General features: G+C 63.8%; 17 protein-coding genes and 1 pseudogene. 3 read left to right on the forward strand and 15 right to left on the reverse strand.

Annotation, left to right across the window (positions count from 1 at the left end; translation table 11 throughout):
- Positions 1 to 197 precede the first annotated feature (197 nt).
- Positions 198 to 1,865, forward strand: coding sequence for a hypothetical protein (locus tag JWQ90_RS02555; RefSeq protein ID WP_299688891.1), 1,668 nt, complete (start codon positions 198 to 200; stop codon positions 1,863 to 1,865).
- 459 nt (positions 1,866 to 2,324) lie between these two features.
- On the opposite strand, the gene JWQ90_RS02560 is transcribed toward JWQ90_RS02555, so the two are convergent.
- The 5 genes and pseudogenes from JWQ90_RS02560 to JWQ90_RS02575 form a co-directional block, all read right to left on the reverse strand.
- Entirely contained in the window at positions 2,325 to 5,480 is a 3,156-nt protein-coding gene (locus JWQ90_RS02560) for an adenylate/guanylate cyclase domain-containing protein (protein WP_299688894.1), read from the reverse strand.
- An 18-nt stretch (positions 5,481 to 5,498) separates the two neighbouring features.
- Positions 5,499 to 5,567 (reverse strand): annotated as a pseudogene (locus JWQ90_RS29090) (zinc-ribbon domain-containing protein); the annotation flags it as partial.
- Positions 5,568 to 5,827: 260 nt separating this feature from the next.
- The gene (locus JWQ90_RS02565; protein WP_299688897.1) at positions 5,828 to 6,199 is read right to left on the reverse strand and encodes a hypothetical protein; all 372 of its coding nucleotides are present in this window, start codon (positions 6,197 to 6,199) and stop codon (positions 5,828 to 5,830) included.
- Between the two features lie 546 nt (positions 6,200 to 6,745).
- Positions 6,746 to 7,897 (reverse strand): metallophosphoesterase, encoded by a 1,152-nt coding sequence (locus JWQ90_RS02570; RefSeq protein ID WP_299688900.1) that lies wholly within the window; start codon positions 7,895 to 7,897, stop codon positions 6,746 to 6,748.
- Between the two features lie 157 nt (positions 7,898 to 8,054).
- Complete coding sequence (locus JWQ90_RS02575; protein WP_299688903.1) at positions 8,055 to 9,083, reverse strand: TraR/DksA C4-type zinc finger protein; 1,029 nt, start codon at positions 9,081 to 9,083, stop codon at positions 8,055 to 8,057.
- A gap of 297 nt (positions 9,084 to 9,380) precedes the next feature.
- Here JWQ90_RS02575 and JWQ90_RS02580 point away from each other — a divergent pair, with 297 nt between their 5' ends.
- Complete coding sequence (locus tag JWQ90_RS02580; protein ID WP_299688906.1) at positions 9,381 to 10,355, forward strand: cyclic nucleotide-binding domain-containing protein; 975 nt, start codon at positions 9,381 to 9,383, stop codon at positions 10,353 to 10,355.
- A 92-nt stretch (positions 10,356 to 10,447) separates the two neighbouring features.
- On the opposite strand, the gene JWQ90_RS02585 is transcribed toward JWQ90_RS02580, so the two are convergent.
- The 10 genes from JWQ90_RS02585 to rrtA all read right to left on the reverse strand — a co-directional run bounded on the left by JWQ90_RS02585 (position 10,448) and on the right by rrtA (position 18,989).
- Positions 10,448 to 10,810, reverse strand: coding sequence for a PilZ domain-containing protein (locus tag JWQ90_RS02585; protein ID WP_366919418.1), 363 nt, complete (start codon positions 10,808 to 10,810; stop codon positions 10,448 to 10,450).
- A 31-nt stretch (positions 10,811 to 10,841) separates the two neighbouring features.
- Positions 10,842 to 11,855, reverse strand: coding sequence for a DNA polymerase III subunit delta' (gene holB, locus JWQ90_RS02590; protein WP_299688912.1), 1,014 nt, complete (start codon positions 11,853 to 11,855; stop codon positions 10,842 to 10,844).
- A complete protein-coding gene (gene tmk / locus JWQ90_RS02595) occupies positions 11,852 to 12,472 on the reverse strand; it encodes a dTMP kinase (protein WP_299688915.1) in 621 nt (206 codons plus the stop codon). Before tmk ends, holB begins: the two co-directional genes overlap by 4 nt.
- Positions 12,469 to 13,563 carry an endolytic transglycosylase MltG gene (mltG, locus tag JWQ90_RS02600; RefSeq protein WP_299688918.1) on the reverse strand — a complete coding sequence of 365 codons (1,095 nt, stop codon included), beginning with the start codon at positions 13,561 to 13,563 and terminating at the stop codon, positions 12,469 to 12,471. The genes tmk and mltG overlap by 4 nt, the downstream gene beginning before the upstream one ends.
- Positions 13,563 to 14,864, reverse strand: coding sequence for an aminodeoxychorismate synthase component I (locus JWQ90_RS02605; RefSeq protein ID WP_299688921.1), 1,302 nt, complete (start codon positions 14,862 to 14,864; stop codon positions 13,563 to 13,565). Before JWQ90_RS02605 ends, mltG begins: the two co-directional genes overlap by 1 nt.
- 14 nt (positions 14,865 to 14,878) lie before the next feature.
- Entirely contained in the window at positions 14,879 to 16,123 is a 1,245-nt protein-coding gene (gene fabF, locus JWQ90_RS02610) for a beta-ketoacyl-ACP synthase II (RefSeq protein ID WP_299688923.1), read from the reverse strand.
- A 36-nt stretch (positions 16,124 to 16,159) separates the two neighbouring features.
- Positions 16,160 to 16,405: an acyl carrier protein gene (gene acpP, locus JWQ90_RS02615; RefSeq protein ID WP_299688925.1), complete on the reverse strand. Its 246-nt coding sequence runs from the start codon at positions 16,403 to 16,405 to the stop codon at positions 16,160 to 16,162.
- Between the two features lie 96 nt (positions 16,406 to 16,501).
- The gene (gene fabG, locus JWQ90_RS02620; protein ID WP_299688927.1) at positions 16,502 to 17,239 is read right to left on the reverse strand and encodes a 3-oxoacyl-ACP reductase FabG; all 738 of its coding nucleotides are present in this window, start codon (positions 17,237 to 17,239) and stop codon (positions 16,502 to 16,504) included.
- Positions 17,240 to 17,445: 206 nt separating this feature from the next.
- Positions 17,446 to 18,375 (reverse strand): ACP S-malonyltransferase, encoded by a 930-nt coding sequence (fabD, locus tag JWQ90_RS02625; RefSeq protein WP_299688929.1) that lies wholly within the window; start codon positions 18,373 to 18,375, stop codon positions 17,446 to 17,448.
- Positions 18,376 to 18,440: 65 nt separating this feature from the next.
- Positions 18,441 to 18,989: a rhombosortase gene (gene rrtA, locus JWQ90_RS02630; protein WP_299688931.1), complete on the reverse strand. Its 549-nt coding sequence runs from the start codon at positions 18,987 to 18,989 to the stop codon at positions 18,441 to 18,443.
- A 218-nt stretch (positions 18,990 to 19,207) separates the two neighbouring features.
- Here rrtA and gspG point away from each other — a divergent pair, with 218 nt between their 5' ends.
- Positions 19,208 to 19,651, forward strand: a complete 444-nt coding sequence (gene gspG / locus JWQ90_RS02635; protein WP_299688933.1) for a type II secretion system major pseudopilin GspG — start codon at positions 19,208 to 19,210, stop codon at positions 19,649 to 19,651.
- Positions 19,652 to 19,709: the final 58 nt, after the last annotated feature.

Below are 19,709 nucleotides of genomic sequence, written 5' to 3' on the forward strand. Positions count from 1 at the left end.
ATTCGTTCTGCACATTGCCGACTCAAATGACTGACGTGAAGCCCGAGCTTCGTTCTTTGACGCCACTTCATCGTCCGGCTACAGTGCCGACGGGGTTCGCTTGACGACATCTCAATCGAAGCGACGGCTAGCGCACAAGGCTCTGTTGAGATGCGGCGCACGGTCAGCAAATCAGTCTGCAAATCGGGGAAATCACAATGGTCAGCTCAAGTGGGCGCCGCATATTGGCTGCGGCGCTTTTTGTCGTTGTTGGGGAGTTGGCAGCTTGCGGCGGCGGCGGGAGTGACCCGGATACCGGCGGAGACGATCCTGGTGGACCCGTGGGCACCTCGTTTCCTACGGACTTCAGCGGTGCTTATATAGCGCCGGGGGAGGTCGATGACGACGTATACCTGGTACGTGCTTCCCAGCTCGATACGTCCGTCCAGGTCAGCCGCGCCGCGACCGGCAAGATCGACGATTCCGTCGTCGTCATGGCCGGCGAGTGGTCGGGCGGGAAAGCCAGCAATAGTCGCCCTGCGCAATTCGTCTACTCGCAAGCCGGCCAGCTATGGCGCCTGGATCTTCGTAGCGGCACGTCCGCCACGCCGACCGCTCTGGGCCGCGACAGTCAGCAATTCTGCTATTTCGCAGGCGTCTGGGCGGACGACGCCGTCACCACGCATTCGTTTGTTTTCTACAGCGCGGCGGGCACCGACGGAAGCTGCTACGGGGACGACGACGAAATACACGCCTTTCGCCTGGACGATAGTCCGCTCACGTCCCCGCATGTCATTGGACCTAGCTCCTCCACTTCATTCGCAATGCCATTGCGCGTCTTCTATTCGAGCACAGGCTCGATCAGCGGCTTCGTCGTCGGGGTCCATGACGAACTGCGCTATTACGATGCCAGCCTGATCACCTTCAAGACATTACGAGCCGGTGCGACTGGCAGCAGCTTCGGACGCGCCGGGGCTTTCGCCCGGACGATGGACACTGCCTATATCCGCTATCAGGATGCAGAGACCCAAACGTCCCATATCGAGCGGGTCAAGTCGGATGGCACCAGCAGCCCGATCTATTCTGAGCCGAACACGCGTTTCGGCAGCGGATATTCGGACGAAAACGCGCTCTACGTTGTCGCACGCCCTGCCAGCGGCGGAACGCATATCGTGCGCGTCCCTTACGACGGCAGCCAGACGCACACTTTGTACTCGACCTCGGAATTCGTCACCTACATCGCCGGCGTCACCAGCAAAGCGCTCGTGATCGTGGTGTCCACCAGTACGGGCATCGATCAACTGATGTCAATCGAGAAGATCTCCGGGTCCACCGTGAAAACGATTGCCGAGGCGGGATACGGCTTTTTCGGGGCTACGTTGGAGGGCAATCTGCCGACCGGTACTTCCCCGTTCGTAAGTGCCGACCGCATCGTCTGGACTGCCTATGCCGATCCCTCGGGCCAGGGAGCGCCCAGTTCCAGCCGCGCGGGAATCAGCAAGGACGATGGCACTCAGGTAGAACTGTACGAGCGCTCGGAATGGATCAATCAGGTGAATGCCAATGCCGATTTCACGCTGCCACGCGATGTGGGAGCGTCCAGCGCAGCCCTGGTACGCGGCTACACCGGAGCCGAATTTCAGACGACGGGCGATCAGGGTGGCACTATTGCCTACTACGACTTTTTATCCGGCAACAAACAGGACGTCGATACCGTCCCCGATTCCGCGTTCATCCAGAGTAGTTTCCTGCCTGTGGGCCTGACCGCTTATCAGCATCTGCCCACATCCGGACGCAGCGATACCGACGTGATCGGCTTCGATCTGTTGAAGCGCTCGGTTACTCAGCTCACCGACACGGTTTTCATCAGCGAAGAGGTTCCATAGAGCTTAATCGGGATGCAGCGCCTGTCTGAATTAATGACCGATTCGAGTTTGGAGAAATGCACATGATCGCATTGACTCCAAAGACTGAGACTCTGTACTGCGTTGCATTCATAGAGCACAACGACACACCGAATCGTCATTTTGCGCCGTTCAATTCGTCGCGAGGTAAAACACTATGTCGAGCGTTTCCCTAAGTGTTGCTTTACAGGCACGGCTTCGGGTCGGAGGCAAAGTGGAGATACATACGCGCGCAAATCATTTCGGGCGTAGAGTTCCCTCCAAAGTGGATTCCAAAATCGGGCAACGCGACTAAGGTGCGGCACTCAAGCAGACATCCGCACCTTCTGCGTACCCGCCGCCTAGCTAGGCATTGCTTCAAACCCTCTCATCCATTCTGTTTCAAATCCCGTCTAGGGCGTGCGCGGAGCCGTTGATTCCGCGCGCTCCAGACTCATGAGATCACATAAGGTCCAGCCTCGACTGCAAGCGGACGAGATGGCCAGTAGCGCCGGTACTCTTGAAAGCTTCGAGCGCCCGCGCTCGATGGCCCGCGGCTTCCGCCTGATCCGCCGCACACCGCATGCGCGCCAGCCATAACCAAGGTCTTGCAACCTCGGCTCCGGTATCTTCGATCAACTGATCTACGCGCTCCAGCCCTTCCGCTGCACGTGGGGTTGAAATGCCCTGCCCGCACAACTCCAGGTAGCCGAGCCAGCTCATGACTTCCCATACGCGCGCATGCGAGCTATGGGCGCTGTCGATCGCGGCGATGGCGGCATCGTGTGAGCGCTGCAGATCTCCGACCAGGCGATAGGCTCGCGCCAGTGTCAGCAGCGTCTGAGCCTGGTACTGGTATGCGTTGGCGCCGGGTGCTACCAACGGCAGGGCTTTTTTCAGCAGGTCGATCGCGATGCTGGCGTCACCCTGCAGCACGTGCGCCAAACCGAGCCCGCGCAGCGCAATCGCGCGGAAATAGGAGCTGCCGGATTCTTCGGCGCGTTCCATCGCCAACTCACCATGCCGCAACACGCCTTCGTAGTCGCCGGTGAAGTTGGCAAGATCGATCCAGCAGGTGTGCATCCAGCTGATCACGCGGTTCTTCCCTTCCGCATAGGCGAATACCGCGTTCAACTGCGTCCTGGCTTCCGGCAGCCGGCCTAGCCAGCCCAGCATCAGCGCGTGAAAGGCACGCGACATGAAATTGTCGTGACTGATGGGCTCCGTCAGCCAGCTGTCGCCGCCGGCTTCGCTGACCCTTTCTGCGCCTTCGCGCGGATAGCCCGCGGTGCTGTGGACCAGCAGTAACTGCAAGCGGAAGCGGCCGATCAGTTCGACCGCGTTGCTGTCGACGGCCAGCCGCATGGCTTTCGCCACCAGCCGGATCGCTTCCCGCGCATCACCGCGATGCAGCTGCTCGGCGCTGTAGGAGATCAGCAACTCGGCTTGCGCAGGAACATCGCGATTGGTCTCGGCCAGTTCGCTGGCATCGCGATAAGCCTGCTCGACTTCGTCGGTCGACATGTCGGTGAACTGCGCCTGGCGCACCAGCCCGGCTAGCGCCTGGACTCGCAAGCGGTCGGCGATTGCCGAGCGCGGTGCACGTTCGATGTTGTTGCGCGCCAGACGGAACTGGGCCAGCGATGCATTCGCACCGTGATTGGCCGACCAGCGTGCGGCCTGGAAATTCCACTCGGTCGCGCGCAGCCATTCCTGCGCCCGGCGCCAGTGATACGCAATCACCGGCGCTACATCATCGGCCACGGCTTCAAGCGGATGCTCCTGCTCCAGCAACAAGGCGAGCCGCGCATGCGCTTCCCGCCGATGCGATTCGAGCTGGGTTCGGTAGACCACGTCCTGGCTGATCGGATGCATGAACTCGCAAACATCATCCGCTTCGCTGTCGGTTCTGACGAAGCCGCGCAGCTGCAGATTGCGCAGGCCGGCAGCGACTGCATCTTCGGAGAGGCTCACCAGTTGAAGCAGCAGCCCGCGGCTGAATTGCAGGCCGATGATCGAGGCCGACTGCAGCAGATGCTTGTCCACCTCGTCGAGCTTGTCGACGCGTGCGGCGACCAGCGCATGCACGGTGTCCGGGATGGTCCAGCGCTCGATGGCGCGCTCCAGAGAGTAGGCCCCGCGAACACCGCGCAGCTGCCCCGACTCGCTCAACGATTGAACCGCCTCCTCCATGAAGAACGGGTTCCCGCCTGCTCGCTTGCTCAACTCCCGCGGCAATTGCGCGACGCTCGGATGCGCGCCGAGCAGTTGCAGCGCCAGATTCTCGATCTGCTCGGCTTTCAGCGCCTCCAGCACGATGCGCAGATTCGCCGGGTTTTGCAGCTGGCCGGCAGAAGCGCCCGGCCTGAAATTGAATAGCAGCAGCGTGGAGCTTCCGGCAATCTGCGCCGCCAGCATCTGCAGGAAACTGAGGCTGCCCGCATCGACGAAATGCAGATCTTCAACCAACAGCAACTGCGGCGAATCCGATAGGGGCAGCAGACGCGCCAGCAGCTCGAACAGCTGATGCCGGTCTGCAGGAACACCGGTAGCGGAATTGCTGACGGCGCCGTCACCGACGCCGAGAAAATCCAGCAGGCGCGGCAACAGCACGACCGACGCAGGATCGAACAGCAGCAGTGCGCCGGCGGCGAGCTGCCTGATATCCGCGCGGCTGCCGTGTTCGGGCAAGCCAAGGCGCCGACGCACCAGCGTCTGCACCGGATGGAATGGCACTGCGGTGGCATAGGGCACACCGGTAGCGCGATGCACGGCGATGCCGTTGCGCTCGCACTCGAGCGCGAAATCGTGGCATAGCCGGCTCTTGCCGATACCGGCCTCGCCCTCGACTGAAACCACTTGCCCACGGCCGGCGACGACTTCGCGCATCGCCGCGCGCAGTTGCTCGCGCTCAAGCTCGCGGCCGACCAGGCGCGTTGCGCCGCGTGCCAGGCCGCGCTCGAGCCGCGTCTTGGCCGCGCCCTCGCCTTCGACCTCGTACACGCGCAGCGGCGCATCGCTACCGGCGACCGTCATCTCACCCAGATCACGCAGACGGAAGTAGCCTTCGGTCAACAGCGCAGTATTGCGTGTAGCGTAGATCCGTCCAGGCTCGCAGATCTGTTCCATGCGAGCCGCGAGATTCACCGTCAAACCCTGAGCGGTGTAGTCCATCCGCAAATCGTCACCGATGGCGCCGACGATTACCTCGCCGGTGTTGAGACCGGCACGTGTCGAAAGATTGATTCCCAGCGACAGGCGCAACTCGTCGGCGTATTCGCGCATCGTCCGCTGAATCTCCAGCGCGGCAAAACAGGCCCTGGACGCATGATCCTCCAGTGCCAGCGGTGCTCCGAACAGCGCCATGATGCCGTCGCCGGTGTACTGGTTGACCGTACCTTCATAACGATGCACGGCGGCGCCGAGCAGGCTGAAAAAGCGATCGAGAATCCGATGCCAGACCTCGGCCCCCGCCTGCTCGGCCATCCGGGTGGAACCCTTGATGTCAACGAATAGCACGGTCACGCGCTTGCGTTCGCCGATCAGCGCGGCACGAGAGTTCAGCACGCGCTCGGCCAGATGCTGAGGGGTGTAAATGCGTCGCCCTTGCTCCGGCAAGTCGTCCGCGCCCAAACGCCTGCCGCATTGATTGCAGAATCGGGCGCCCGCGGGATTGTCTGCATGACAGTTTTGACAGGCAAGCACGGCGATCCTCCCGGGCGAGATCGAAGCTTAACCCAGCAGCTTTGATCGGCCACAACCGCCGCAGGTAGCGCCGGCCCCGTTCCTCCTCCCGCAAGCGGCAGAAGAACCGGCGGTGCCGATCGCTACTGGATCGACCGGACCCGCATCGACTTGTCGCACATTCAGAGCAGCAGGCCTACGGCTCCGCAAAAAGCCGCACTCGTTGATCCGCAGTCTGCGGCTTGATCGTGCGCACCACCTTGGCGGCGGCCATCAGCTGATCAGGGTGTAGACGCCATAAGTGCATGCTTGAGGAAATACTCACGCGCAAGGGCCAGCAGTTGGCCTTCGCTGGGATGATCCACGATCTCCCAGCCGACAATCTGCGGCGCCAAGGCCGCGCGGTGCTTGTCCACGTAGTGGCGGAAGTCGGCCTGCGCGGTATGCGAACTGGTCACCAGAATCTCGCCGAGGCCCGCCAGCGCATCGCAGACCTCGCCGAAGAATTCATGTTCGGTGCGCACGCTGCTGCGGTGCTGGCGAGTGTGATGATGATGTTCCTTGAGCTTCCGGGTTTGCACGTCTTCGGCGTCGAACTGCAACACTTGAGCGCTGTGGTGATCGAGCCAGACCACGGTCTGGGATAGCAGCATGAGAAAGCTCCTGTATTGAACGGAAAATCGCCAAATCGCGCGCCGACCGATTGGACGACGGGACGATGTGCGACCACCGTAGCGGCTGCGATACGCGCCCACATTGATCGGCGTCAATTGCCCCGGCCGTCCACGACCGAGGGGCGGACGAATTGGCAATGCGAACGCTTGGGACTTGATCAGAGCTTGCCTGCACCCGGCAGGCACTCTGTTGAATCCCGCACCCAGCTTGGAAGAAGGCTACTTTCCAATCCGCGAGGAAGGCCCGGCCCTTTTACGCGCCAGCCTTGTCTTTGCAGGCTTGGGCGCGTCGGCTGCAGCGTCGACCGGGTTCTGCAGCAGCGTGCCCGAATCGACGCGCGAGTGAGGATAGTGCGTTGCGCCCCGCTGGGTCTGGGGGCTGTCGATCGAGGCCATCGACACTGCCAACGACTGTTCGTCCATGTTCATCATTGTAGTGGCCTTGGTTGGTAACCGGCCGAGCTTGCGCGCAGAGCGCGCTTTGCTCTGTACGGCAGCACACTCAATCCTGGCTCAGGATGAGTGTTAAACCGACACCAATCGCAACCTCGTGATTTCCGAGGGCGCAAAAAATCGCAGTGGCGGCCCCCAGTAGCCGGTTCCACGACTGGTATACACCAACAGCTGTTTCAATCGATTCAGGCCAGCCACGAAGGGTTGCTGCATTGGCACAAACAGATTCCACGGCAGGAACTGGCCACCGTGGGTATGCCCGGACAGTTGAACATCGAATCCCGCTTCGGCGGCTGCCGCTGCGGAGCGCGGCTGATGAGCCAGCAAAACCTTGATCGCGACGGGCTCGTCGCTGCGAGCGGCTGCCGCGGGATCACTGGTATGGGTCACGTCGAAGTGCCCCCCACTGAAATCAGTGACGCCGCCAATCAGCAGGCGCTCGCCGTCGTGACTCAGGACCTGGTTTTCATTGAGCAGTACACGCATACCCAGGCGCCGCCATTCCGGCAGCCAGGCTTCGACGCCGTGGTAGTACTCGTGGTTGCCGGTAACGCAATACGTACCGTGCCGCGAACGCAGCTCGGACAGGGGCGCCACGTGCGCGCGCAGACTCGCGACGCTGCCGTCTACGACGTCACCGGTGATCGCGACCAGATCGGCGTCGAGACCGTTGACGCGGCGGACGATCGCGTCCAGATAGCCTCGCTTGATCGTCGGCCCGACGTGGATATCGCTGAGTTGCACGATCGTGAAACCGGAAAGCGCGAGCGGCAAGCCCGCGATCGGCAGATCAACGTTTACCACTTTGGCAAGCCGGCGAGCATTCACCAGGCCGATCAGGCTGACCGCCAGACTCAGCATTACAACCGCGACGGCTGACCGATGTTGCAGCGGTCCACCATTCACCGAAACGGGCTGCAACAGACTCCAGGCGGCGAACCCGGCGAGCGTGATGTCGCGCAACAAACACAGTATGAGCAGGCTCGAAAACACGCCCATTGCCAGATAGCCGGCCCAGGCCAAAGCATCGGCGCTGCGTTCCGGCAGGCGGCTCAAGCGCAGCAGTAGCGGTGCCGGCACCAGCACGCACGAGGCCAGCAGCAAACCAAAACCAATACCGAAACCAAGCGGTCCCAGATCCAGTGCCGGCAACAGACGCCAGGCGATATACCCGTGTAGCAGCACGCTCACGAACGCAACGAACAGCAGAGGGTTTCGACGCATCCGCTGAAGCTGGTACCGCGTCCGCCGAATTCAAGTTGTGGATTCGAGACAAGCCGAACCGGCCCACAGCACTACCCTGGCAGCCAGCCGGACGCCAGCGTCCTCAGGCATCCGCTGGCGATGCGGCGATCAGTGATCGCCCATCGCTGAGCACCACTCAGCGATCGCGGTACTGCGACTCAGCGCGCTCGTCCTGGCCCTTGATGTCGACGCAGACGGTCGCGGTCGGGCGCGCCAGCAGACGCGCGATACCGATGGCCTCGCCGGTCTTCTCGCAGTAGCCGTATTCCTTGTCGCGGATGCGACGGAAGGCGTCCTCGATCTTGCGCAGCAGCAGCGATTCACGCTCGCGCAAACGCAGGTCGAGCCAGTGCTCTTCCTCGGCGCTCGCACGGTCCGCCGGATCGGCGAACACTTCGCGCTGATGCAGGCGTTCCTTCACGTCGACTTCGCGCGCCAGCACTTCGGAGCGCATCTGCAACAGGCGTTCGTGGAAGAACGCGAGCTGGTCGTCGTTCATGTAATCCGCCGCCGGCATGCTGCGGATCTCTTCTTCGGATGGCACGCGCCCGTTGGCGGCGCCTCTGCGGACGGTGGTCTTGGCCGGCTTGGCCGGGAGAGTTGAGCTTGCGGCGGTAGTGGAAGGCTTGGACACAGACATCATCTTGGCAATCTTTCCTGTTGCGGCCGGCACCGCCGGTTCCGCGATCTTGGTGGGCTTTTCCGAGGGGGTAGCTGTAGCGACAGGCGGCGAAGGGGCCGCAGCAACTTCAGTTTTAACGGCCGGCTTTACCGGAGGTTCAATGGCCGGCTTCACTGCAACGGGCTTTGCGGCGGGAGCCGGCGCAACCACTACCTTCTTGGCCACCTTCTTGGCGGGTGGCAGTGCCGCCTTGGGCTTGGCTTTGGCAGCCGCCGGCGGAGTTGGAGAGGCTTTCTTGGGGACTGGCTTTGAAGCCGCCTTGGCCGTCGGCTTAACCGCCTTGGGAGCGGGTTTGGCAGGCTTTGCTGCAGGTTTCGCCGCCTTGACCGGCTTTGCAGCCGCTTTCGGCGACGGCTTCGGAGCGGGCTTCGTGAAGGCCCCCTTGGCGACTGCGGCCGATTTCTTGACCAGTTTCCTGGCGGCGGTCACGACCGATTTCGACTTGGGTGCAGGTGCCGGCTTAGCAGCTTTCTTGGACGCCATTTCGACTCTCTCCGTTATCTAATCGTACCTGCTCGCTGTTCTATCCCCGCCCGTCCCGCCCTCCAAGCTCGACGAGGTACGAACTCTGGGTACGAACTCTGGGTAAGTTAGTAAATTATCCCAGGCGAGACCGTGACCGGGTTCAAGCCATTCAATGCAATATTGTGGCACAAAAAGGGCCAGTCCCTTACCGGCCACCAGCCGGCCACCAGGCGGCAAAACCGCATGTCGATCAGCCTCAAGCTTTTCTCTCCGTACTCACTCCTCCGCGGCCTCAGCTCGCAAAGCGCGAGCCAGTTGGCCAAGCGGACCAAGCTGATCCACCGGCACGGCGGAGACTACCTGTTCCGCGCCGGCGAGCACTCAGCCTATACGTATTTTCTGGTCTCGGGTCAGCTGGCTTTCGAAGCGCCGACGGGGCTGCTGTCCGGCCATCTCTCGGCGGGAGACACGGCGGCCGCGGAACCCTTGCCGGGCACCTCGCCGCCGCAGGTGAGCGCGCGCTGTCTGAGCGACGTGGCCTGCCTGAGCGTCGATTCAGCCCTGCTTGAAGTGATGCTCAGCTGGGGTCGCGATCCGCAGGTGGACGTCGGCGAAGTCGGTGCGCATACGGCCACTGCAGCCGACGACTGGATGCTGCGGCTGCTGCAGCGCAGGACTTTCCAGCAACTTCCCGCCCGCATCCTGCAGGCGATGTTCCTGCGAATGAGTCCGGTCAGCGCCAACAGCGGCGAGATGCTGATCCGACAGAGCGAATCCGGTGACTACTTCTACGTCATCGTGGAAGGACATTGCCGGGTGATTCGCGAGGTGCCCGGGCACGCCCCGCTGGTGCTGGCCACGTTTGGGCCCGGCGATTGTTTCGGTGAAGACTCGCTGCTATCGGGGACGCCGCGCAACGCCAGCGTGCAGGCGCAGAACGCGGTCAAGCTGCTGCGCCTGTCTCAGGCCGATTTCGCCCAGCTACTGGGCTCGGCCTGGACCCGCCGGCTCGGTTTCGACGCCGCGGCCGGACGCGTTGCCAGCGGCACGGCGCGCTGGCTCGACGTGCGTCTGCCCAGCGAGCGCGCTGGCCGGCATCTGCCCGACAGCCTGAACATTCCGCTGTATCGGCTGCGCTCCAAGGCCGCCGAACTGCCGGCCGGGACCGTCTATATCTGCGTCTGCGACAACGGACGAAGCAGTGCGGTCGCCGCCTTCATCCTCGCCCATCTGGGACTCGAGGCCTGCGTGCTCGGCAATGGACTGCTGAATATCGAGACGACAGGCTGAGTCCCGTAGGTTGGGGTGAGCGCAGCGAACCCCACGCATCGGCGCGGGACGAACGTTGGGGTTCGCTGCGCTCACCCCAACCTACCCGTTACTCACAACGTATGGGTCGGCCGATCGGCGCCGAGCGCCCCGGCGAGTATCGACTCGATCTTTTTCTGGGTGATGCCACCGTCCTGGCTGCTGAACTGCACGCCGATGCCCTGCGCGCGCTTGCCCTGCGCGGCACGCGGCGTCACCCAGACCACCTTGCCCGCCACCGGCAGGCGTTCCGCACTGTCGAGCAGGGTCAGCAGGATGAACACCTCGTCGCCGAGCCGGTATTCCTTTCCGGTCGGGATGAACAGGCCGCCGTTCTTGATGAACGGCATGTAGGACACGTATAGCGCGCTCTTGTCCTTCAGGTTCAGCGTCAGGATGCCAGGCTGCGCGCCGGCTCTGGTTGGCGTCTCCACGATCTAGGTCCTCTCATGGGCTCACGGCGCAACCTTAGCGGGCGGCAGCGCCGCGCGCCATGCTCCAGCGCCACCACGCGATCATCAAGGACTCCACTACCAGCTGCGGCGACGCGCTGGTGGTGATGCGGCGCGCGGCATCGTAGGCCTCGTCCAGCATCGCCTGCAGCCCGGTCATGCCGATGCGCCCCGGCACCTGGCCCAGATCTCCGGCTTGCTGGCCACTGACGCGTGCGCGCAGCAACTCGCCGAGGAAAGCGATGAAGGCCGCGATCCAGGCCGAAACCTGCTCGCGATCCTTGCCGACGGCCACCGCTGCCGCGGTCGGCGCCCGGCTCGAAGCAGCGACCTCGAGCCAGTCGCTGCGCCACTTGCCCTGCTGCTCGAGCAGCCCCGACTTATGGCCGGCCAGCGCGCGCAGCGGCGCGCCCTGGGCCAGATCCAACGTGCGTTCCAGCGCCACGGCGCTCAGCGCCGGCTCCTGCTCGCGCAACCAGGCGCGGGCTTCGGCTTCGGCCGGCGGCGTGAAGCGCAGACGCTGGCAGCGGCTGCGCAGTGTCGCGGCCAGTGCCATCGGCCGCTCCGACACCAGCAGCATGTAGGTCTTCGGCGGCGGCTCCTCGATGGTCTTCAGCAGCGCATTGACGCCGTTGACGTTGAGCGCGTCGGCCGGGTCCATCACCACGACTTTCGAGCCGCCGTAATACGCGCTCAGCACCAGTTTTTCACCGAGATCGCGCAGCTGCTCGACGCTGATGTCGCGTTTCTGCTTGTCGGTCTTGTCGTCGAACAGCGGCTGCAGCCAGTACAGGTTCGGATGCGAGCCGGCCTCGAACTGCACGCAGCCGCGGCACTTGCCGCAGGCCTCGCCCTGCTGATCCGGCGATTCACACAACAGCGCCTGCGCCAGTGCGCGCGCGAACTGGCGCTTGCCGACGCCGGCGGGCCCGGCCAGCAACAGCGCATGCGCGAGCTTGTCGTTCGCGCGGGCTTCGCAGACCACCGACCACAGCGCTTTGTGCCACGGCAGTATGGCGGCGAGGCTCATAAACGCGACTCCAATACCTGGCGCAACTGCCGTTCGACCTGATCGATCGCAAGACTCGCGTCGAGCACCACGCAGCGTTGCGGCGCGGCGGCTGCGCGGTCCAGGTACGACTGGCGAACGCGCTGCATGAAGGCCAGATTCTCGGCCTCGAAACGGTTCAGATTACCGCGGCCTTTGGCGCGCGCAAGACCCAGCTCGGGCGCGATGTCGAAGATCAGCGTCAGATCCGGATGCAGCCCGTCCAGCACCAGGTCTTCCATCGCCTGCAGCGCTTTGGCCGGCAGGCCGCGGCCGGCACCCTGGTAGGCCCAGCTCGCGTCGATGAAGCGGTCGCAGACGACGTCGCTGCCGCGCTCGAGTGCCGGCAGCAGCGTCGCGCGCAGGTGCGCGGCGCGCGCCGCGAAAATCAGCAGCAGCTCGGTCGGCGCGTCGATGCCTTCGGCCCAGTCGGCGAGCACGACGCCGCGTATCGCTTCGGCCAGCGGCGAGCCGCCGGGTTCGCGGGTGTTGATCACGTCGCGACCTTGCGCTTTGAGCCAGGCTGCGATGGTTTTCGAATGCGTGGTCTTGCCGGCGCCTTCGCCGCCTTCGAGCGTGATCAGCCGGCCGCGACTCACGGCGTCGGGCTCGCAGGATCGACTTGCGGATTCGGGCTCGTCGTCGGATCGACCGTCGGCGGCGGCGCACGGCCACCGAGCTGATAGCGGCGCACCGCCGCCTCGTGCTCTTCCAGCGTCGCCGAGAACTGGTGCGTGCCGTCGCCGCGCGAGACGAAGTACAGCGCATCGCCGTCGGCCGGATGCAGCGCCGCATTGATCGCGGCGCGGCCCGGCAGGCAGATCGGCGTCGGCGGCAGGCCGGTGTTCAAGTAGGTGTTATACGGATTGGCGGCGAGCAGATCGCGCTTGCGCAGGTTGCCGTCGAACTGGTCACCGAGGCCGTAGATTACGGTCGGATCAGTCTGCAAGCGCATACCCATGCGCAGCCGGCGCACGAACACGCCCGCGATCTGCGGCCGCTCCACCGGAGCACCGGTTTCCTTCTCGACAATCGAGGCCATGCTCAGCGCCTCGTCCGGATTCGAGTACGGCAGATCGGCCGCGCGCGTCTGCCATTCCGCGTCGATCACCTTGGTCATCGCATCAAAGGCGCGGCGCAGCACCACGACGTCGACGGTGTCGCGTGGGAACAGATACGTGTCGGGGAAAAACCGCCCCTCGGGATACTTCCCGGCCAGACCGAGCGCCGCCATGATCTTCTCCTTGTCGGTCGTCGTTAGCGTGTGACGAATCTGAGGATGCGCCATCACCTGCTGCAAGGCGACATCGAAGCGCGTGCCTTCGACAATGCGTAATTCATAAACGACGACCTTGCCCGACCGCCACAGCTCCAGCGCCTGATAGGCACTGATGCCGGGCTCGAGCCGGTACTCGCCTGCTTTGATCCCGGCGGCCTTGCCGGAGCCGCGCGCATAGGCTTCCAGATACGCGCCCTGGCGCAGCGAGGCCAGGCGCTGCTGAGCATGCAGCTGCAGGATCACGTCGCGGATGCGTGCGCCGGGGGCGATCGTGATCGTGCTTGGCTCGGCCACTTTCAGCGGCATCGACAATTGTTGGTTTCCGTCGTAGACCAGCCAGGCGGCGATCGCGATTGCCAGCAGGATCAACAGGCCGAGCATGCGGAACAATCGAATCAGGAACCGGCGCATCAGGCCGCTCCGAGCGCGAGCAGCAAACCACGGGCTTTTGCGCGAGTCTCGGCCAGCTCTGCCTCGGGTTCGGAATCCGCCACGATGCCGGCACCGGCGCGGAAACTGATCACGCCGTCCTCAAGCACAAAGCTGCGGATCAGAATGTTGGTATCGAGCCGGCCACAGCGCGACAGATAGCCCATCGCGCCGGTGTAGGGGCCGCGGCCGATAACTTCCAGCTCGGCGAGAATTTCCATCGCGCGCACTTTCGGGCAGCCGGTGATGGTGCCGCCTGGAAATACCGCGCGCAGTGCGTCGACCGGGCCCGCATCGCCCTGCAAACGTCCGCGAATGTTGGAGACGATGTGATGCACGTGGGCGTAGCTCTCGACCGTCATCAGCTCGCTGACTTCGACGCTCCCGGGCCGGCACACGCGGCCCAGGTCGTTGCGCTCCAGATCGATCAGCATGACGTGTTCGGCGCGTTCCTTGACGTTCTCTAACAGATGTTCACGCAACAGCGCATCTTCCGCTGCATCGCGTCCGCGTGGACGCGTGCCGGCGATCGGCCGGGTCTCGGCGACGCCGTCTTCGATGCGCAGCAAGCGCTCGGGCGAAGAACTTAGCACGCTGCTCCCCTGCCATTGCACGATGCCGGCGAACGGCGCCGGGTTCGCGCCGCGCAGCCGCGCATACACGCTGGCCGCGGTGCCGCTGCGCAGCGGCGCGCGCCAGGCCCGCGACAGATTGGCCTGGAAGATATCGCCGGCCCGCAGGTACTGCAGAATGCGCCGCACCCCGGCGAGATAGGAGTTCGCTTCGTCCTCGACCGCGGCGCCGATATCCGGCGCGGTCTCGGCCGGAGGCGGCGGCGCGTCGAGATCCCCGAGCATCGCGTCGATCTGCGCAGACTCGGTTTCCGCATAGACCGTGGTGACGCGTCTTGTACGATCGAAAATCGCCACCGCCGGACAACGCACCGCGAGTGCGTCCGGCAGACGATGCGGCGATGGCGGTAGCTGTAGCCGCGGCTCGATCTGCGCGCTGACCTCGTAGCCGAGCAGCACGAACCAGCCGCCGACGAAGGGCAGATCGCGGTCGTCGTCCGGGAGCACGCGCTCAGCCGCGTAGGCCTCGGCTAGCCTGTCGAAGAAGCCCGCGCCGCTGATGGTATCGCCGGGGAATCCGAACAGCAGGTCGTAACGGCCGGACACCGGATGCCCGGCCACCGACTGCAACAAAAAAGGATAACGAGCGGGGTTGCGGCGGTGCAGGTCGAAAAGATCGACCTCGCCTGCCCGCTCGGCGCGTATGCCCATGCGCCGAGGCGCGGCTACTTCAGGCGCGCGAACGCGAGCGTGCCGTTGGTGCCGCCGAATCCGAAGGAGTTGGACAGCACCAGATCGATCTTGGCCTCGCGCGCCTTGTGCGGCACGTAGTCGAGATCGCAGCCTTCGCTGGGATTATCGAGGTTGATCGTCGGCGGCAAAATGCCGTCGCGCATCGCCAGGATGCAGAACACCGCCTCGATGCCACCTGCCGCGCCGAGCAGATGCCCGGTCATCGACTTGGTCGAGCTGACGGCCACCTTGTAGGCGTGAGCACCAAGCGCATCCTTCATCGCCACCGTTTCGGCGAGATCGCCGGCCAAGGTCGAGGTGCCATGCGCATTCACATAATCGATCTGCTCAGGATTGATCGCGGCATCGCGCATCGCGTTCTGCATCGCACGCCGCGCGCCGTTGCCGTCCGCGGGCGGCAGCGTGATGTGCGATGCATCCGACGACATGCCGAAACCGACCAGCTCCGCATGAATGCGGGCGCCGCGAGCTTTTGCGTGCTCGTACTCTTCTATGACCAGGACGCCAGCACCGTCACCGAGGACGAAACCGTCGCGATCCTGGTCCCAGGGCCGCGAAGCCCGAACCGGATCATCGTTGCGCGTGGACAGCGCGCGCGCCTGGCAGAAACCGGCCATGCCCGCGGGGGCCGAACCGGCTTCCGCACCGCCGGCGATGATCACGTCGGCATCGCCGCACTGGATCAGGCGCATGCCGACGCCGATCGAATGCGCGGCGGTGGTACAGGCCGAAACGGTGGCGAAACTCGGGCCGGTCAGACCGAGGTCGATCGACACGTAACCCGCCACCATATTGATGATGGAAGCCGGCACGAAAAACGGCGAGACGCGCCCCGGCCCCTTGTCGTGCAGCTTCCGGCACTCTTCCTCGATAAAGCCGATGCCGCCGATCCCCGAGCCGATCAGAACGCCGATGCGTTCACGATTGGCATCGTTCACCTCCAGCCCGGAATCGCGCATGGCCTGCTTGGCCGCGGCGACACCGTAATGGATGAAGGGATCGGTTTTGCGCAGCTCCTTCGGGCCCATCCATTCCGTGGCGACGAAATCGTCCGACACCGTGCCCGCAAAGCGAGTGGTGTAGGCCGACATGTCGTAGGAAGTGACGGGCCGGATGCCGGATTTGCCGGCAATGATGGACGCCCATGCAACATCGAGACTGGAACCGACGGGCGAAACAATGCCCATGCCGGTGACGACAACGCGTCTGCGGCTCATACGATCTTATCGATGGAGGAGAATGTCAGCAGGGCATTAAGCCTGCTGGTTGGTGTGCGACCGGATGTAGTTGAGGACGTCCTGGAACGTCACGATTTTTTCGGCTTCTTCGTCGGGGATGTCGATCTCAAACTCTTCTTCAAGAGCCATGACGAGTTCGACGGTGTCCAGCGAATCGGCCCCCAGATCTTCGACGAAAGATGCGGTTGGCGTGATCTGATCCTCCGCGACCGACAACTGTTCGGCGATGATTTTCTTGACCTTTTCTTCCAAGCTGCTCATGAACACTCCCTCTTTGGGGTCTGAAGTAACAAGATGATAAAGCGGACCTAGTGTACGGGATGCTGCGTGACGCTAGCTACCGAAGTTGAGCTCATTCTACGCCATGAACATGCCACCGTTGACGTGAAGCGTATGGCCGGTGATGTAGCCGGACTCGGTTGAAGCCAGAAACGCGACCGCGGAGGCGACTTCGTCCACCGCGCCCAGACGCGGAATCAGCACGCGCTCCATCAGCTTGACCTTGACCTCGTCTGGCAGGCCGCGCGTCATGTCGGTTTCGATGAAGCCCGGAGCCACGACATTGACCGTGACGTTGCGACTACCGAGTTCGGCGGCGAGACTCTTCGAAAGGCCGGTCAGGCCAGCTTTTGCCGCCGCGTAGTTGGCCTGCCCGAAGTTACCCATGATGCCGACCACCGAACCGATGTTGATGATACGGCCGAAACGCTGCTTCATCATGCCGCGCATCACCAGCTTGGACATGCGGAAAACCGAGGTCAGGTTGGTATCGATGACGGCGCTCCAGTCATCGTCCTTGAGGCGCAGCGCGATCATGTCGCGGGTGATGCCGGCGTTGTTGACCAGCACCGTGATCGGCCCAAAGGTTTTCTCGACCTCCGACACCAGGGCGGTGCAGGCAACCGCATCGCGCACGTCGAGCGCACGCCCGGCGCCGCCGACCGGGGCAAGCCAGTCATTGATCGCCCTCGCGCCCTCTTCACTGGTCGCGGTACCGACCACCTTCATGCCCTCGGCCGAAAGACGCTCGGCGATCGCGCGGCCGATGCCGCGGCTGGCGCCGGTAATCAACGCGACGTTTGTATCGAATTTCATCCGTTTATCCCTGTGTATCCCTTGATCAGCTAATGACGATCGTGCCTAGTGTGCCGTCCCGCAAGTTCGTACCATAATTCGATGCGTCTTTCGGCGCCCAGCTGCGTTGCTCCTCCTCACCATAGTTCGACTATGGCTCGTCGTCGCGCCTTGCTGGACACCGAAATCCGCTGCCGACTTATGGCACGAACTTGCGGGACGGCACACTAGCCGCGTGCCAGAGCCAGCGCCTGTACCAGATTCGCCGGGTCTTCCAGTGCCACCGACTGCAGGCCGTCGACGATGCGCTTGTTGAGGCCGGTCAACACCGAACCCGGTCCGCATTCGAGAAACGCCGACACCCCATTCGCGTGCAGTTGGCGGATCGTCTGTGTCCAGCGCACCGGACGATACAGCTGCTCCTTCAAGGCCTGGCGGATTTCGTCGGGTGTGCTGTGAGCCATCGCATCGAGATTATGGAAGACCGGGATGGCCGGCGGTTGAACGGACGTTTGATCAAGCTGCTCGGCGAGCTGTTCGGCCGCGCCTCGCATCAGCGAGCAATGCGAGGGCACCGACACCGGCAGGCGCTTCACCAGCTTCGCGCCCAGCGACTTGCCGTTGGCCTGCAGCCAGTCGAGGGCGACAGTCTGCCCCGCCACCACGACCTGCCCCGGCGAGTTGAAATTGACCGGCTCCAGCACCTCGCTGCCCGGATAGCTTTTGCACACCGCTTCGATCCTGCCGTCGTCCAGGCCGAGCACCGCCACCATGCCGCCGCTGCCCTCCGGCACTGCGGCCTGCATCAACTGGCCGCGCAGCTCGACGAGTTTCAGCGCGTCGGCAAAACGCAGGCTGCCGGCGGCAACCAGCGCGGTGTATTCACCGAGACTGTGACCGGCGAGCGCGGCCGGGGACGGTGGCTCCTGCTTGCGCCAGATGCGCCATAGCGCGATGCCGGCAGCCAGCAGCGCGGGCTGCGTGCGTTCGGTGCGGTTCAGCTCTTCGGCCGGGCCTTCCAGCACCAGCTTGGCGACGTCCCAGCCGAGCACCTCGGAGGCCTCGCGAAACGTCGGCTCGATCTCGCTGGCGGCGTGCTTGCCCAGCATGCCGACCGCCTGCGAACCCTGCCCGGGAAACAACAACGCGTACTTCATCTCTTATCACTCTCCCTATACGGCCTTGTGCCGCGATACCGACGTCCTTGCTTCTCTTATAGCGCCTAGGCACGCCCTGCCGCAGGCTCGCTCGCGGTTGCCGGCGCTCGGGCGCCGCGCTCCGGGCCGCCACGCCAGTTGCCGAATATCAGCGCATAAACCAAGGCTGCGATCGCGCCGAAGAAATGCGCATCGGTAATTACCGATCCGCCGATCGCGGCTTCGTCCGACACCGGCGCTCCGGCTAACTGCTCGTAGCCGAGCTTGCCCAGCAAAAATATCAGGCAGCCCAGGCTCACCAGGTCGCGTCGCCGCAACTGCGGCAACAAGCCCAGCACGAACAGACCGTGAATGACTCCGGACATGCCGACATAACTGTGCAGCCCCGGCACGAACGCATACAGGCACAGCGACATCGCCAGGCCGATCAGCACGACCCTGCGCGCCAGCACCCACAAGCTCAGGCGCTCCGGGCACAGCAACACCAGCACGATCAGTCCCAGCTCATTCAGAAACAGGTGATACCAGCCCAGGTGCACGAAATTGCCGGTCAGCAGGCGCCACCACTGCCCGGCTGCGATCGCCGTGCGCTGGTAACACAGTAGATCGCGCACATGACCGCCCCCTAACTCCGCAGCTAGCAACAGCAACATCAATGCCACAGGCGCCCACCATACTGAGCGTGCGAACAAGCCGGGCTCAGTGTTGTCAGAAGCGTTTGGTATCATTCCCGGCTATCTCTTTGCGACCCGAACGGCACACTCCCAACATGCACACATCCTTTCGGCCGCGCCTCGGCGCAGCCCGCGATGCATCCATCCCGGCCCCGGCCATGCCCGTCCCGATCCCGGCGCGTTCGCGCGGCTTCACGCTGATCGAGATCATGGTCGTCGTCGTCATTCTCGGCATCCTGGCGGCGGTCGTGGTGCCCCGCATTATGAACAGACCCGACGACGCGCGCATCGCCAAAGCCAAGCAGGATGTGCGTGTGCTCGAGTCCTCGCTGAACCTGTACAAGCTCGACAATTTCGTCTACCCGACGACCCAGCAGGGCCTGGAAGCGCTGGTCGCGCCGCCGTCCGGCGAGCCGCAGGCCAAGAACTGGAAGCAAGGCGGCTATGTCGCCAAATTGCCGAACGATCCCTGGGGCAATCCCTACCAGTACCTGTCGCCGGGCGTGAAGGGCGAGATCGATATCTTCTCGCTGGGCGCCGACAATCGCCCGGGCGGCGACGGCGTCAATGCCGATATCGGCAACTGGAATCTCGGTGGGTGAGATGCGAATGAGGCCGACGGCCTCGTTCGCATCGAACGCCGGGGCATGGATGACCCGG

The sequence above is a fragment of the Hydrocarboniphaga sp. genome (assembly GCF_028291725.1).
Taxonomy (GTDB): domain Bacteria; phylum Pseudomonadota; class Gammaproteobacteria; order Nevskiales; family Nevskiaceae; genus Hydrocarboniphaga.